This window comes from Rhodobacter sp. JA431 (genome assembly GCF_900217725.1).
Classification (GTDB): Bacteria; Pseudomonadota; Alphaproteobacteria; order Rhodobacterales; family Rhodobacteraceae; genus Rhodobacter; species Rhodobacter aestuarii.
Window position 1 is genome coordinate 273,806 of sequence record NZ_OBMP01000005.1, and the last position, 14,796, is coordinate 288,601.

The following is a 14,796-nucleotide window of genomic DNA, read 5'->3' on the forward strand; positions in this document are numbered from 1 at the left end:
CCGGCCCCCCTGCACCGGCGTGTGTACCTTTCTTTTCGCGGGCGCTGAATTGGGATGAAAAACCCACTTGATGGAGGGTAAGAGCGAGGGCGAAATATGCGCGGAGCAAAGGGCAAGCTGAGTGTCGTCACTCCGATGAAGGGCGACGATGAGGCGGTCCCGCCGCCGCTTGATTTCATGAGCCCGGATGCGCGCGACGTGTGGGCGCGTTTGGCGCCGCAGCTGGTGAAGCTTAAGCGGCTTGAACCGCACTTCCACGAACTGTTCGCGAGCTATTGCGAAGAGGTCGCGGTTTACATCGCGATGACAAAAGACATCGGCGCGCACGGCGTCACCTACGAAACCGGCCAAGGACGCAACGGCAACCAGAAGCGCACACGCCCAGAGGTACATCTGCGCAAGTCAACGCTGGAAAGCATGATCCGGCTCGGCGCGCTCTTTGGCTTGTCACCTGTCGATGAAAAGCGGCTCGGGAATGCCAATCAGGGCGATCTCTTCGAAGACTTGATGCGTGCGGTGAATGGAAAATCCGCTTGATCATCCGGTGTCGCGCTATGCGACGGATGTGATCGAGGGACGGATTGTTGCAGGGGAGTTGGTGCGGCTGGCCTGTGAGCGGCACCTGCGGGATCTGAAAACTGGGGCTGAACGTGGGTTATACTTCGATTGCGCGGCAGCAGACCGCGTGATCAACTTCGCGCAGCTCTTGCAGCACACGGTCGGGCCAATGGCTGGAAAGCCGCTTGAACTGCAGCCGTGGCAAGTATTCCGGCACGGATCGGTGTTCGGGTGGAAGCGCGAGGGCACCGGACTGCGCCGGTTCCGGTCAACCTACCATCAGGTCGGTAAGAAGAACGGCAAGACGACTGACACCGCCGTGCCAATGCTGTTCACACAACTTCTTGATGGCGAGGCATCGCCGCAGGGGTTTTGCGCCGCCACGACGCGCGATCAGGCCGGGCTTCTGTTCAAGGAGGTTGGCCGGATCGTGAAGCGCTCGCCCTTTCTGGGCAAGCTGATGCAGTCGATGCGCCATGAGATCACCACGCCGCGCGTCGATGGGGTGATCAAATGCTTGTCGCGTGACGGGGATTCGAGCGACGGGATCAACCCGAGCTTCCTTGCGCGCGATGAGATGCACCGCTGGACCGATCGGGAACTGGCTGAAACGATTGTCGAGTCGATGATCGCACGGGCGCAGCCGATTGATTGGGTGATCACCACGGCTGGCCATGACCGCCATTCGCTGTGCGGCGAATTGCGCGGCTATGCCGAAAACGTGTTGCGCGGCGCGATTACGGACGATTCCTTTTTCGGTTTCGTTGCGGAACCGCCTGCCGATTGTGACCCGTTCGACCCGGCATTTTGGCCAATGGGCAACCCAAACTTGGGCGTTTCAAAGCCGCTCGATGCGATGCAAGCGGCAGCGTCAAAGGCTGCGTCCATTCAGGCGACTTTGCCGAACTTCAAGCGGTTCCACTGCAACCTGTGGACCGAGGGCGAGCAGATGTGGATCGCGCGCGAGGTCTGGGACCAAGGCGCGGCGTCCGAACCGTTTGATGCGCGCATGCTGTACGGGCGCGATGCTTGGGTGGGCGTGGACCTTTCGAACAAGGTCGATACCACGGCCATCGTGGTGGCGGTGCCTGTGGATGGGCTGATCTACCTGATCGCCTATACGTTTCTGCCTGCCGGGCCGAAGGGCTTCATCGTGCGGGCGCAGAAGGAAAAGCGCGAATATGTGGGCTGGCGCGATCAGGGCTGGCTTGAGGTCCACAAGGGCGGCGCCATTGATGAGGCGCAGATCGAGGCACGGATCGGCTGGATCGCGAAGAAGTTCGCGGTGCAAGAAATCGCCTATGACCCTTGGGGCATGAAATACATGGCCGATCGTCTGGCCAAGAAACGGTTGCCAATGGTCGAGCATCGGCAGGGCTTTGCCAGCATGTCGAACCCGATGAAGCGGGTTGAAGAACTGGTTGCCCAGAACAAGCTGCGCCATGGCGGCAACCCGGTTCTGGGCTGGCAGGTGGGTAACGTGCATCGCGATGAAGATCCGGCTGAGAATATCAAGCCGAACAAGAAACGCTCGACCGGGCGGATCGACGCGGCGGTGGCCATGATCATGGCGGTTGGCCGTGCGACAGCGGGCGAACGCAAACGCAAACAGGGGCGAGGCATCGAAACACTATGAGCTTGCGGGGGATCTTTGGCCGTGGGCGGGCCGCGCAGTCGGAAACGACGCGCATCGAGCCCCCGCTTGTGGCGGCGACAGTGGCCAGTGCGGGGGCCTTGTCGCCAGCCTTTGAGGCAGGCTGGCAGGATTTCGGCGCTTTGGGGTCGAGCCGGGTCCGCAGCCTGCCTCGCGTCACGCCCGAGCTGGCGCAAAAGCATGCCACCGTGGTGGCCGCGTGTTCCGTGATTGCGGGCGATTTGGCAAAGCTGCCCTTGGCGCTTTATCAGCGCAACGCCAATGGGCGCGAGGTGCGGGTGCGCGAGCATCCGATTGACCACCTCTTGAACTCTGAGGCCTCCCCCGGTGTGCCGGCGCATGTGATGCGCTTTGCGATGGGCTACGCGTTCACGCTGCGAGGCAGGTCTTTTGCCTTCGCGCCGCGCGATGGTGCGGGCGAGCTAGTGCTGGTTGAGGCAATCCGGCCTGACCGCTGCGAGGTTTTGCGCGTCGGGCGTGATCGGTTCTACGAATTCGAAGACGGGGCAGAGGTTCGGCGCCGCGTGTCTGGCCGCGTGATGGCGCACCTTCGTTATATGGCTGAAGACGGTTGGACCGGACGTAGCCCGATCGAGGTTGCAGCAGAAACGATGGGGATCGCGCTTGCCCGGCAAGAGGCAGCGGCGCGGCTGGCGGGGGGCAAGGGCTTCAAGGCGGTTGCGAAACTTGAAGACTTCGGCGGCGATGAGGAACAGTGGCAGCGGTCCCGCGCGCGGCTCAAGGCGGCGATGGCAGAGGATGCCGATGATAGCGTGCTGATCATTGGGCAGAGCGATGAAATCAAGCCGCTCGGTCTTTCGGCCTCTGATCTGGAACTGCTGTCGAGCCAGAAGTTTGACCGCGAGCAGATCGCGGCGCTTTACCGGGTGCCGCCTACAAAGCTGCAAATGCTTGAGCATGGCGTGAAGGCGAACGGCGAGCAGCAGGCGATCGATTACAAGGCCGAATGCCTCACCCATTGGGGCAAGTTCCTTGAAACTGGGATCGGGCAAGGGCTTTTGACCTCGGGCGAGCGTCAAGCTGGCCTGTTTCTGCGGCACGAATATGACGCGCTGCTGATGGCGACCACGAAAGAACGCTATGAGGCGATCACCAAAGCCGTGGGCGGGCCGATCCTGACGCCAAATGAGGGACGTGAGATCGAAGGCCTCGATACAATCGAGGGCGGCGAAAAGCTTTATCCGCCCGCGAACATGACCCGCAAAGAGAGCGGCGCACAGGGCAACGGAGACTAAGGGCAGATGGGCAAGACGGTTCAAGAGGTGCTCTTGTCGAGCGCTGCAATGGTGGCTTTGTGCGAAGAGCATGCGGCCGACTTCTTGGCAATGGGGTGGCCGGAAGCCGCGGCTGGGGCGCAGGTGGCCGCAGCTGGCGACGGGTCGCGCTACGCGATTGAGCGCGGTGTGGCGGTGATGCCGGTGCGCGGGCTGCTGACGCCGAATTCGGTTGTGCTAGAGCGCTATTTTGGCTGGGCCACCTATCGCGGCATTTCTGAAGCCTGCGCGGAATTGGCGGGAGATGATGCTGTTTCGGCGGCGGTTCTCGAATTCGACACGCCTGGTGGCTACACGCTTGGGGTCGAGGAAGCTGCGGCGGCGATTAAGGCCTTGGCGGCTGTGAAGCCGGTCTATGCGCTTGCGGCCCCGCTTGCCGCCTCTGCCGGGTATTGGTTGGCGTCTCAGGCGCGCGAAGTGGTGATGACACCCGGCGCCGCAGTGGGATCGATTGGGGTTGCTCTGACAACCTCGGCCTATCTTGCGCCCGGGGCATCCAGCGGCATGCAGATCTTCGAATTCACCTCAAGCCATGCGCGGGCGAAATGGCCCGACCCTTCGACCGAGGAAGGCAAGGCCGAGATTCGGCGCGGCCTTGATGAAAGTGAAGCGCGGTTTCATGCGGCGGTGTCCGAAGGGCGCGGTATCGCGCTTGAGGGATTGGCCGCGCAGCTTTCGGTGACGGATGATCCTGCCGATGGCGGCGCTGTCTTCGATGGTGCCGAGGCGGTGGCGCGCGGTTTGGCCGATAAGGTCGAAACGCGGGCAGACTTCTACGCGCGGGTGATCGGGGAACATACCCCGGCACCCCGGCGCACCGGTGGTGCGCGCGGCGCGATGGCGCGGGCGGCTGTGGCGCGGGCGCGGGCCCAACTCTGAAATCTCACTGACCGGGTTGGCGGTGTGACCTGCGCGCAATGGCGTGCGCGGGAATTGTGGCTGTGCGCGCGGGTTGCACAGCGTTTGATCTGAAAGGAAATACGATGGCGAAGAGCATCGACGATCTGCGCCGCGCGCGTAAGGCTGCGGCGGACAAAATGGGTGAGAAGGCCGAGGCGCTGGCCGCGCTTGAAGCTGCCGACACGCCCAATACCGAAGCGATCAGCGGGGCCGAAGCGGAATTCGCCACGGCGCAGGCCGACTTCGAGGCCGTGGATAAGCAGGTGAAACGGGCCGAGGCGGTTGAATCTGCGCAGGCTGCGGCGGCCGTGCCCGGTGATGCTGGCTCGAACCAGGCCCCGTTGGCGTCGGCTGTTCCGAAAGACCCGGAGCATAAGGGGGTTGAGGTCGGTCTGATTGTTGGTGCGCTTGCCGCCCACAAGGGCGACGTGTCCCGTGCGGTGGCGCAGCTCGACAAAGCGGGTTTTAGCCAAGTTGCGGCGGCGCTTAATGCGACCGATTCCACTGCGGGCGGTGTCACCGTGCCGCGCCCGCTGGCGTCTGACCTGATCGAGATGCTGCGCCCGCGCGTGGTGGTGCGCCGTGCTGGCGTCAAGGTGGTGCCGATGCCTGCGGGCCAACTGCGCAAAGCGCGGCAGGCCGCCAGTGCGAGCGCTGGCTATGGGGGAGAGAACGTTGCACCTCTGGCCAGCGCCCCGGCCTTCGATTCGGTGGATCAAAGCTTCAAGAAGCTTCGCGCGATTGTGCCGATTTCCAACTCGCTGTTGGCCTATTCCTCGATCCAGATGGGGATGCTGGTGCGCGATGATCTGCTCAAAGTCATGGGGGCGCGCGAAGATCTGGCCTTCTTGCGCGGCGACGGCACGAACGACACGCCGAAAGGCATGCGCAGCTACATCCCCGCGGGGAACTGGATCGGCTCTGTTGCGGGCACTGATGTGCTGGTCATCGATCAGAAACTGCGCAAGCTGGTCTCGCTTGTCGAGGATTCCAACGTCTTGATGGTCAAGCCGGGCTGGGTGATGCGCCCCGGCGCCAAGAACTTCCTTGCGGCGCTCAAGGATGCCAACGGCAACAAGATGTATCCGTCGATCGATGACAAAGAAGAGTTGATGGGCTTCCCGATCTACACGACGACGCAGTTGCCGAACAACTTGGGCACCAACTCGGATGAGACCGAAGTGATGTTCGCCGATTTCAGCTACCTGATGATCGGCGAAAGCGGTGTGCTGCGGATCGCGCAATCGACGGACGCGGCTTACCTCGATGCGTCCGGGACGATGCAATCGGCCTTTGCCAATGATCAGACGCTGATGCGTGCCATTTCCGAGCACGATTTCGCGCCCGAGCATGATGTCGCCCTTGCCGGTCTGCAGGGCGTCGGCTGGGCGCTCTAAGCGCTGAGTGGTGATCTGGCGGCGCGGTGATAGCTGCGCCGCCCCCCTTTTGAGCGAAAGGTGCCGATATGGCGAAGCTGGTGACCGTGAAATTTATCAAGGCGGCTGCGCCTTACAATGTGGGCGATGTGGCAGGCTTTGAAGCCTCTGCCGCCAAGGCCATGATCGCCGATGGAATTGCGGAGGCGTTCAAGGCTTCGAAAACAAAGGCCGTGGTCGAGTCCGAGGAAAAGCGCGTTTCGGTGACCTTCCTGCGCGGGGCACCGCCTTACAATGCGGGCGATGTGGCAGGCTTTGCGCCATTGATCGCGGCGCGGCTGGTGGCGGAGGGGAAAGCAATCCTCAATGCCAATAAGAGCGCTGAGGCCGCGTCGGAAGTTGAGCCAGAGATCGAGGCGGAGCAAGACGTTGCCGAAGATGATGCCGCAGAAGAGGCGGCTGAGGCCGAGGCTGCCGCGAATGATGAGCCTCTTGCGATCGAGCCCGATGACGACGCCGAAGACGGTGCGCCGCCCGTGCAGGGCGTGACGGTCTAAGGGGCGCATCATGCGGGTGATTGGGGCTGTTCCGGCGATTGTTGGCGTGGATGACTTCAAGCAGGCAACGCATGCCCAGCTTGATGAGGCGGAAGATGACACCACGCTGATGGCCTATCTTGCGGCAGCGCAGGCCGTGGTTGAGCGCGCGACGAACCGCCCGCTTGGCGCGCGCGAGGTCGAGATCTCGGCGCAATTGCCCGGCCCGGTTTCGCGGTGGTGGTTTCCCTGCGCGCCGGTCGGTGCGATTTCCAAGATCAGCTATGACGTTGGCGATGGGGCGGTTGATCTTGGGGCGGAAAGTTTTCGCCTGCGCTTCGCGCATGATGAGCCGCAGATCGATTTTGAGTTGGGGGTTTTCCCCTATTTGGCTGGCCAGATCGAGATCACTGTTACGGCAACCGTTGGCGCGGCTGATGGTGACCCGTCGATCTTGACCTTGACGCAGGCGATCAAGCTCGTGGCCCGCGAATGGTATGATGCGGGAATTTCCGTTGGGTCAGAAGGTAGTTCGGGGGATCTGCGCCTTTCCTTTGGGGCGCGGGCCCTAATCCGGTCGGGCATCTATAAGCGCCCGCGCGTGTTTGCGAGGGCTTAAGCATGGCGCGTCTAAGCCTAAACACACGCATCACCGTCCAGCGTGCCATCGAAGGAGATGATGGCTACAGCAAAGTCATCATCGGCTGGGCGGATTTGGAGGTCACGCCCGGCGAGCCAATGAAGCTTTGGGCCGATGTGCAGGAAACGCCTGGCAAAGAACGTGTTGCGGCGGGCCGGATCGAGGCGAGCCGCACGGCAATGGTTACGGTACGCGCAACGCCAAGCGCGCGCGCTATCACCGCTGCAAACCGCGTCATTGCACGCGGGCAGGTTTGGAATATCCGCAGCGTCTCCGCTGTGGGTGATGGGCGGGGCCTGATTGAGATGCTTTGCGAGGTTGAGCCATGAGTAACACGGTTCGGATGAACATTCAGGGACTTGCCGAGCTTGAGAAGGCCCTCGACAACCTTGCGAAAAGCCAAGGAAAACCAGTTCTACGGGCTGCTATGCGCAAGGCCGCAAAGCCGATGAAAGAAAAGGCTCAAGCCCTCGCCCCAGTGCGCAAGGGAAAGCTGCGCGCATCTATCAAGTTCGGATCGCTACTGAATGGCCGTCAGAAGAAATTCAAGCGCGCGCTGACTGCTGAAGAACGGGACGCCATCGAGCTTTATCTTGGCCCATCCTATCGCCTTGGTGCCGGGGGGCGTCACGGTCACCTCGTTGAGTTTGGCACTTCGCCACACATCAATGGCGGGAAGTTCGCGGGGTCGAAGCATCCCGGCACTGCGCCGCAGCCCTTCATGCGCCCGGCCTTTGACGCCGAAGCGAAGCCGACAATCGAGCGGCTCAAGCCGATCCTCTGGGATGGCATCCAGCGGGCAATCTTGCGGAACGCCAAGCGGAGCGGTTGGGAGAACTAATGGAAAACGATTTCCTGGCGCTTCTGCGCGGCGACGCCGCGCTCGCTGATCTTGTTCCTGCCGGGCGCATCAACTGGGGCCTGTCAGTGGACGGGCAGCCTCTTCCCTCGATCATGCTCACCCTGATCGGCAACGATAACGTGGTGACCCAGCAAGGGCCGACGAACCTATGGCAGGGGCGCGTGCAGGTCGATGTTTTCGGTCTCAACTATGGCGAGGCGCGTGGCGTCGCCGGTGCGGTCATTGATCTGCTGCAATGCTATCGCGGCGGCGCGTTCCGCCTGATCAAACTCGACGGCCAGCGCTCTGGCCTTGAGCAAGCCTCGGTCAATCTGCCCGAGCGCATCACTCTCGACTTTCTCACATCATGGAGGGCCAGCTGATGGTCGAAGCCGCTTCCCAAGCCGATATTGGCTATCAGGACGAATTGTGGATTGGCCGCACGGTCGATGCCACCACCACGTTCACACAAATCCTCGGGGTCGAGGAATTGAGCGTGCCGGAACGGGCGCCGGACGATATCGAGGTGACGCACATGCAGTCGCCGGGCCGTTCGCGCGAAACCATTCCCGGCCTGCTTTCGGTCGCGGATTGGTCGCAAGACCTGCAGTATTGGCCGGAACATGCAAGCCAAGTCCTGCTCGAAACGCTCGCAGGCTTGACCGAGGCCGGGACGTGGGAAGAGGTCTATGTGGAATTCGTCGTCGCTGGCATCCGCCGCACCTATCGCGGCTACGTCAACAGCTGGACCCCGCAATCGAGCGTGGGTGATAAGCGCATGGCCTCGCTCTCGATGAAGATCTTCAACCGGGTTACGCCTGACCCGCGCGCTTTGTCGTGAGGTGTGACTGATGGCTGATGTTACTGGAACCTGCCGTCACCAATTTGGCGGCAAGAGTTACTCGCTGCGCCTTACTTGGGGCGTCATGGCGAAGCTACAGGCCGAATATGGCGAAGACTTCCTCGACCGCCTTGAGATCAAGGGCAACGCGATCCCATTCGCCTTGATGATTGCGATCATCGGTGAATCGCTGATCAAGGGCGAAAAGATGGGGAAAGATGAGGCCTATGATCTGGCCGACGATTTCGTTTCGTCTGATCCTGAGTTGATCGGTCGCGTCGTCAAGGCGGCCTTCCCCGATGCCGAGGTTTCCGTGGGAAACGGGGGCGAGGCGGCGGCGTAGGCCTCGGCGAAATCTATGTCATCTACATCGGCGCCGGGTTTGACCCGGCCCGATTTTGGGAGATCACTCCGCGCCTTACCAGCCTTGAGCTTGAGGGCGCGGAGAAGCGCCTGCAGCGCGAGCGTGAAATGGTCTGGTTCGGGGCGATGCTACCGCACCTGAAGCAGGTCATTCCGCTTGAGAAGTTCGTCGGCGTAAAGGTGGACCCGCGCGAGCGGGCGAAGCGCTTCCATGAGGCATGGGATAATATCGACCGGGCGCTGGCGCGTCACTGAGGATAGGCTGCACACATATCCATGATCGCGTTTGCCCATGCGAGCGTGGCGGCATCCCGTGCTTTTAGCGCATCAATGACGCGCGCCGCTTCTTCTGACACCTCCGGTGGAGCAGCCCTTAACCGCTCTTCTTCTCTGCGAATTGGCGCATCGCTCTTTGACGTGAGCGGCATCGCCACCGCGAGTGCCCGCATGCACCCTTCGCGGGTGGAATAATCATCTGCCGGGCCTGATAGCGCCGGGCTTGCTGTGGCGCAGACAGCGGCAATGGTCAGCATAAATTTCATCTTAGACCCTCGAAGGTAAATCAATGGCATCCTCTGTGATCGGAGCCCTGCGGGTCAACCTCGGGCTTAACAGCGCGCAGTTCTCGCGTGGCCTCAAAACGTCGCAGGGCTCGCTTGCATCATTTGCGGCCCGTGCTGGCAAAATTGCGGCGAGCGCAGCCTCTTCCATGGCCACGGCTTTCACGGCGATGGGGGTGGGCGCGATCAATGCGGGCCTTGAAATCCAGCGTCTTTCGACGCTAGCCAATACTCCTGCAGAGCAGTTTCAGCGGTGGGCGGCTGGTGCGCGAAGCGTTGGCATCGAGCAGGACAAGCTCAGCGATATCCTGAAAGACACCAATGATCGCGTCGGCGATTTCCTCCAAACCGGCGGCGGCGAGATGGCAGACTTCTTCGAGAAGATTGCGCCCAAAGTCGGTGTGACCGCGGCGCAGTTTCGCGGCCTTTCCGGTGCAGATGCGCTGCAGCTTTACGTCTCATCGCTTGAAAAGGCGAGCCTGTCACAGGCCGAGCTGATCTATTACATGGAAGCCGTAGCTGATGAGGCCTCTGGGCTCCTGCCGCTTCTGCGCAATGGCGGCGAGGGCATGAAGCAATATGGCGACATGGCAGAACGTGTTGGCGCAATCATGGACGACAAAACCAAAGCGTCCATGCTGCGAGGCGCTGCAGCTTTAGCGGAAATGCGGATGGCTTGGGGCGGTGTGCGCAATACCATCGGCGCGCAGGTTGTGCCTGCCCTAGTGGCCGCCGCTGGCGCCGTCACTGCACTTGCCACAGCCTTCCGAACACATGCCGACACCATTATGACCGTGATGCAGACGCTTGCCGGGACCGCTGCGGTAGTAGCGACGATCTTTGCCGGGCGCTACGCAATCGCGCTTGGTGTCTCTGCCGTGCGGGCGATGGCGCAGGCGGTGAGTCAATCCATTGCGCTTGAAATGGCGCTTGGGGCGCAAACCCGCGCGGCTGCGATGGCGAGCGTTGCGACAAAGGGCCTCTCTCTCGCGATGGGGTTTCTCAAGGGGGCGCTGATTGCCACTGGCATTGGGGCGCTTGTCGTCGGAGCCGGATACCTTGTCGGCAAATTCATGGCGCTGGTGACCGCAGCTGGTGGTTTTGGCAATGCGATGAAGCTGCTTGGGGAGGTTGCCTCCGGCGTTTGGCGCGGCATGGTCACGGCGGCAGGTGCAGTGCCGGCGGGGCTTTCTGCTGTGTGGGCGCAGATAAGGTCGAGCTTCTTTGGCCTCGTTGCGGATATGCAGGGGGCATGGTTCCGCTTCCTTGTGTCGATGTCACAATCCGCTTTGAGCGCTGGATTCGATGGCGTGGCAAGCAAGCTCGCGTCGGCGGCTGAAAGTGCCGGAAGTAGCTGGGACAGCATGCGCGATTCTGCGGAGGCTGCAGGAATTGCGGCTGGGGCGATGGGTGCAATCGCGCGTTCACGGCTCTCCGCTGGCCTCGATGAGGCTGGCGCCGCCGCCAAAAAACTCGCCGAAGCTGTGGCCACCACCAACGATGAACTGACCACGCTTAACAACGGCGGCGGCACGGGCGGCGCAGGCGGTGGTGGGGGCGCTGCCGGGAGGCTCTCTGATTTGCAGCGCGTGGTCAAAAGTCTCAATGAGGATATCGCCCGGCTGCGAGCGACGATGTTCGCCTCTGAAACGGACAAGAATATCTTTGACAAGCTGAAAGAGGCTGGCGTCTCGGCGGCATCTACGAGCGGTCAGCAGATCGCGGCGCTTGTGCAGCAGCGTGATGCGATGCAGCGCCTTCAGGACGCCACGGAAAGCTGGAAGCAATCGATCACCAGCGCGTTTTCCTCGTTCGTGACCGGGGCCATCAGCTTCAAGCAGATGCTTGGCCAGATCATCGCAAAGCTCGCTGAGATGGTCATGAACTCGGCCTTTGAGAAGCTGTTTTCCGGCGGCGGTGGTGGCATCCTTGGCGGCATTCTCTCGGCGTTCGGCATTGGGGCAAATGCCAATGGGACAAGCAACTGGCGCGGCGGGCTTACGCAGATCAACGAGCGCGGCGGTGAGATTGTCGATCTGCCGAGCGGGACGCGGATCATCCCGCATGACGTGTCGAAACGGATGATGAATCAGGGCGCGAGCCAGATCGTGCAGACCGCGTCCGAACTCACCCTAAGCGATGATGGGCGCATCATGGCGACCGTGCGCGCCGAGATGGGGCAGATGGCCGCCGCGCAGGACAAGGCGCTGCCAACGAAGATCCAGCAATACAGCATGAACAGCCGGAAGCGTTACTGATGGCCCTTTCCTTCCCTTACGCGCTCGACTTCTTGAGCGATCACATCAAGGCGGCACAAATCCCGCTGACCTTGCGCCGCTTTGACGAAACCTCGGGCACGGCGCGCGGGCAGGTTTGGTCAACCCAGCTTGCCCCGCCGATCTGGACTGCAACGGTGCCGCTTGTCGCACGGTCATGGGCTGAGGCGCGTGCGGTTGATGCGAAAATTCTCGCGCTCGATGGCATGGCAAAAACCTTCCTCTGGGCTGACCCCGCTTATATGTCCGCATGCTATGGGCGGGTTGGCGGCAATGTTACGGTTGCCTCGGTCTCGTCCGACCGCACAGCGATCGGGCTTTCCGGTTTGCCTCCGGGCTATCCGGTGTCGATTGGAGACCGACTTAGCGTTGCGCATGGTACTGACCGGGTTTGGTTCGCAACCTTCGCCGAGGAAGGCGTGGCCGATGCCGCGGGCGATTTGGCGGAACTCTCGGTCTATCCCTATGTGCCCTTCGGTGTCTCGGTCGGGGCTGCCGTGGAAATGGACCGGCCATATTTCAAAGCCATGGTCGAAGACTATACCGGGTTTTCCGCCATGCCGGGCAAGTACAGCCAAGGCGCGAGCCTCACGCTTTTGCAAAAGGTCTGAGATGCAATTCCTCGATGCGTCTTTTGCGGCGAGCCTTGCGGCGGCGCCCGAGGCCGGGATTGCGCCGGTGCATTTTGTCTGGATCGTTGGGCGCGATCGAGAGACCGGCGCGGCGGTGCCGATCGGGCTTTGGTCGGGGGCCGAAGAGATCTCGATCGAGGTGGCCCATCCGGGCGGGGCGGCGCAGCGGCGCGATTATATCGGCGGCTGCGGTCTCACCGTCGAGGGGCTGCGCTATGTCGCGGACCTAACGGACAATGCGGTCTCGGTGGCGCTGAGCGCCATTGCCGATCCGGTGCGGGAATTGGTGCAGGGTCTCGATCTGCGGCTCGCCTATGTCGAGATCCACGCGACGACGATGACGGGCGGGGCTTTTACCTCGGCACCGCAATTGCAATGGGTGGGGATTGTCGATGATGGCCCGATCTCGACGCCGGCGGCGGGCGGCGAGGGCGGGATCGCGCTCTCCATCCGCTCAGAAATCATGACGCAGCTTGGCATGAGCTCGCCTGCAAAATCTTCTGACGCGCATCAAAAGCGGCGCGCGGCGACGGATCGGTTTTGCGAGGCGGCGGCGCTCATCGGGGCAAGGACGATTCAATGGTACAAAACCTGACCCAGCACCTGACCCGCCCGCGCGGATGGCGCGCGCGGATGTCGGCCGAGATCGAGCGCCACCGGGCGGAACCCTTTGCCTGGGGGCAGCGCGATTGCGCCCTTGGGCTTGCCGCGGGCGTCGTTGAGGCGATCACCGGGGTTGATCTGCGTGGCGATTGGGGCGGCTATCGCACGGCGGCGGGGGCGGCTTTGGCGCTGCGCCGGGCGGGCTATACCTGCCTGGGCGATGCCGTGGCCGATCTGCTGCCCGAAATCCATCCCTCCGCGGCGCAGCTGGGCGATATTGCCCTCATTGAGGAAGGCCCGATCGGCGCGCTGGCGGTGGTGAATGGCGGCACGCTTTTGGTGCTGACGGAAACGGGGCTTGGCGTGCGCGAGCGCGCGGCCGCCACGCGAGCCTTCAGGGTCGGCTGACGATGCGGAAGATCCTCTTTCTCTCCACGGCGCTGATCGCGTTCGGGGCCGGTCCGGCCCGCGCGGATGTGGTGACCGGTTGGCTTGCGGTCCATGTTTTTGGGGCGTTTACGGCCTCGGCGGCTTTGGCGCAGATCACCGTCGGGCTTGGCCTCAATCTCTTGGCGGGCGCGCTGCAAAAGGCGCTGATGAAGACGCCGCGCCAAGAGATCGATGTCACCTTCGAGGTGCAGCTTGGCGATGACAAGCCGCTTGGCTTTGTGCTGGGCGATTATGCCACCGGCGGCAAACGCAAATATATCGCGAACTGGGGCAAGGACACGCGCTTCATCGCCGAGGTGATCGAGGTCTCTTGCCTGCCGCAGGATCTGGCCGGGCTCTGGGTCGATGATGAGCCGGGCGCATGGGATGACGCGACCGGCCATGCCTGGCTGCCGGTGCGCAAGCGGTCCAAGGTGACAAACAACCAGACTGGGGAGGTCACTTACGGGGCCTGGGTCGCTCTCGATCCGGGCTCGGTGGGAGAATTGGCGGGCGGGCCGGGGCCTGAGGGGCCTGCGCCCGATACCGACACGGCGCAGTTCATCTATGTCGGGCGCTGGCTTACGAACGCGGCCGACGATGGCTACACGAGCGAATTTGGCTTTTACGCGCCCGGCAACCGGATTTGCCTGCGGTTTTATGACGGCACGCAAAGCGCGGCCGATCCGTTCTTGGTGCATCTCTTTGGATCTGACCCGGAGTATCCTTGGACCGAAGATCACATTGGCACGGGCAAATCTTATGCCGTGGTGGTGACGCGCTATGACGATGACAGCCGCGGCTCTTACCCCGCCTTTTTGTGGGAGCTTGCGCCGCTGCCGCTTTATGACCCGCGCCTTGACAGCACGGCGGGGGGAACTGGCGCGCATCGCTGGGGGAATCGGTCCACCTATGCGCCCACGCGCAATGCGGCGGTGATCGCCTATAACATCGCGCGCGGCATTTATTATGGGTCCGAATGGATCTTCGGCGGGCGCAATCTGGCGCCTTGGCGGCTGCCCTTTGCCGAATGGGCGGCGGCGATGGCGGCTTGCGATGCGGCGGTGGCGCGCGAAGATGGCGGCACCGAGCCCGCCTATCGGGTTGGGGCCGAGATCACGGTCGATATGGAACCGCTGGGGGTGCTCGAAGAGATCGGGCGCGCGGCCAATATGCGCTTTGCCGAGGTGGGCGGGATGCTGAAGCCCTTGGTCGATCTGCCCGGGGCGGCGATTTTGGCAATCACGGATGAGGATATCGTCATCACCGCGGGGCAAAGCACGCGCCCCTTC

18 protein-coding genes and 1 pseudogene are annotated in these 14,796 nt (G+C 62.5%); 18 read left to right on the forward strand and 1 reads right to left on the reverse strand.

Going from position 1 to position 14,796, the window contains the following annotated elements; all coding sequences use genetic code 11:
* Positions 1–135: 135 nt before the first annotated feature.
* The 13 genes from CRO18_RS12515 (at position 136) to CRO18_RS18860 (ending at position 9,259) form a co-directional block, all read left to right on the forward strand.
* Positions 136–537, forward strand: coding sequence for a phage terminase small subunit P27 family (locus CRO18_RS12515; protein ID WP_170952659.1), 402 nt, complete (start codon positions 136–138; stop codon positions 535–537).
* The gene (locus tag CRO18_RS12520) at positions 521–2,194 is read left to right on the forward strand and encodes a terminase large subunit (RefSeq protein ID WP_097082367.1); all 1,674 of its coding nucleotides are present in this window, start codon (positions 521–523) and stop codon (positions 2,192–2,194) included. The genes CRO18_RS12515 and CRO18_RS12520 overlap by 17 nt, the downstream gene beginning before the upstream one ends.
* Positions 2,191–3,468 (forward strand): phage portal protein, encoded by a 1,278-nt coding sequence (locus tag CRO18_RS12525; protein ID WP_097082368.1) that lies wholly within the window; start codon positions 2,191–2,193, stop codon positions 3,466–3,468. Before CRO18_RS12520 ends, CRO18_RS12525 begins: the two co-directional genes overlap by 4 nt.
* Positions 3,469–3,474: 6 nt before the next feature.
* Positions 3,475–4,386 carry a S49 family peptidase gene (locus CRO18_RS12530; protein WP_097082369.1) on the forward strand — a complete coding sequence of 304 codons (912 nt, stop codon included), beginning with the start codon at positions 3,475–3,477 and terminating at the stop codon, positions 4,384–4,386.
* A 104-nt stretch (positions 4,387–4,490) separates the two neighbouring features.
* A complete protein-coding gene (locus tag CRO18_RS12535) occupies positions 4,491–5,804 on the forward strand; it encodes a phage major capsid protein (protein WP_097082370.1) in 1,314 nt (437 codons plus the stop codon).
* 68 nt (positions 5,805–5,872) lie between these two features.
* On the forward strand, positions 5,873–6,340 hold the full coding sequence (locus tag CRO18_RS12540; RefSeq protein ID WP_097082371.1) for a hypothetical protein: 468 nt from the start codon (positions 5,873–5,875) through the stop codon (positions 6,338–6,340).
* 10 nt (positions 6,341–6,350) lie between these two features.
* The gene (locus CRO18_RS12545; protein ID WP_097082372.1) at positions 6,351–6,938 is read left to right on the forward strand and encodes a hypothetical protein; all 588 of its coding nucleotides are present in this window, start codon (positions 6,351–6,353) and stop codon (positions 6,936–6,938) included.
* Between the two features lie 2 nt (positions 6,939–6,940).
* The gene (locus CRO18_RS12550; protein ID WP_097082373.1) at positions 6,941–7,288 is read left to right on the forward strand and encodes a phage head closure protein; all 348 of its coding nucleotides are present in this window, start codon (positions 6,941–6,943) and stop codon (positions 7,286–7,288) included.
* 14 nt (positions 7,289–7,302) lie between these two features.
* The gene (locus CRO18_RS12555) at positions 7,303–7,800 is read left to right on the forward strand and encodes an HK97-gp10 family putative phage morphogenesis protein (RefSeq protein ID WP_097082395.1); all 498 of its coding nucleotides are present in this window, start codon (positions 7,303–7,305) and stop codon (positions 7,798–7,800) included.
* Positions 7,800–8,183 carry a DUF3168 domain-containing protein gene (locus CRO18_RS12560; RefSeq protein WP_097082374.1) on the forward strand — a complete coding sequence of 128 codons (384 nt, stop codon included), beginning with the start codon at positions 7,800–7,802 and terminating at the stop codon, positions 8,181–8,183. The genes CRO18_RS12555 and CRO18_RS12560 overlap by 1 nt, the downstream gene beginning before the upstream one ends.
* On the forward strand, positions 8,183–8,641 hold the full coding sequence (locus tag CRO18_RS12565; protein WP_097082375.1) for a phage tail tube protein: 459 nt from the start codon (positions 8,183–8,185) through the stop codon (positions 8,639–8,641). The genes CRO18_RS12560 and CRO18_RS12565 overlap by 1 nt, the downstream gene beginning before the upstream one ends.
* 10 nt (positions 8,642–8,651) lie before the next feature.
* Positions 8,652–8,984 (forward strand): hypothetical protein, encoded by a 333-nt coding sequence (locus CRO18_RS12570; protein ID WP_143128643.1) that lies wholly within the window; start codon positions 8,652–8,654, stop codon positions 8,982–8,984.
* Between the two features lie 128 nt (positions 8,985–9,112).
* The gene (locus CRO18_RS18860; RefSeq protein WP_170952660.1) at positions 9,113–9,259 is read left to right on the forward strand and encodes a hypothetical protein; all 147 of its coding nucleotides are present in this window, start codon (positions 9,113–9,115) and stop codon (positions 9,257–9,259) included.
* Here the strand turns inward: CRO18_RS18860 and CRO18_RS12575 are convergent.
* A complete protein-coding gene (locus CRO18_RS12575) occupies positions 9,253–9,546 on the reverse strand; it encodes a hypothetical protein (RefSeq protein WP_143128644.1) in 294 nt (97 codons plus the stop codon). The two genes, CRO18_RS18860 and CRO18_RS12575, sit on opposite strands and share 7 nt — an antisense overlap.
* Before the next feature lie 167 nt (positions 9,547–9,713).
* Here CRO18_RS12575 and CRO18_RS12580 point away from each other — a divergent pair, with 167 nt between their 5' ends.
* From CRO18_RS12580 to CRO18_RS12600, 5 genes and pseudogenes are all read left to right on the forward strand, one after another.
* A complete protein-coding gene (locus tag CRO18_RS12580) occupies positions 9,714–11,822 on the forward strand; it encodes a hypothetical protein (RefSeq protein ID WP_143128645.1) in 2,109 nt (702 codons plus the stop codon).
* Positions 11,822–12,451 carry a hypothetical protein gene (locus CRO18_RS12585; RefSeq protein ID WP_097082379.1) on the forward strand — a complete coding sequence of 210 codons (630 nt, stop codon included), beginning with the start codon at positions 11,822–11,824 and terminating at the stop codon, positions 12,449–12,451. Before CRO18_RS12580 ends, CRO18_RS12585 begins: the two co-directional genes overlap by 1 nt.
* Position 12,452: 1 nt before the next feature.
* Positions 12,453–13,067 carry a hypothetical protein gene (locus tag CRO18_RS12590; protein ID WP_097082380.1) on the forward strand — a complete coding sequence of 205 codons (615 nt, stop codon included), beginning with the start codon at positions 12,453–12,455 and terminating at the stop codon, positions 13,065–13,067.
* Entirely contained in the window at positions 13,052–13,483 is a 432-nt protein-coding gene (locus CRO18_RS12595) for a DUF6950 family protein (RefSeq protein ID WP_170952661.1), read from the forward strand. The genes CRO18_RS12590 and CRO18_RS12595 overlap by 16 nt, the downstream gene beginning before the upstream one ends.
* Positions 13,484–13,485: 2 nt before the next feature.
* A pseudogene (locus tag CRO18_RS12600) lies at positions 13,486–14,796 on the forward strand (hypothetical protein); the annotation flags it as partial.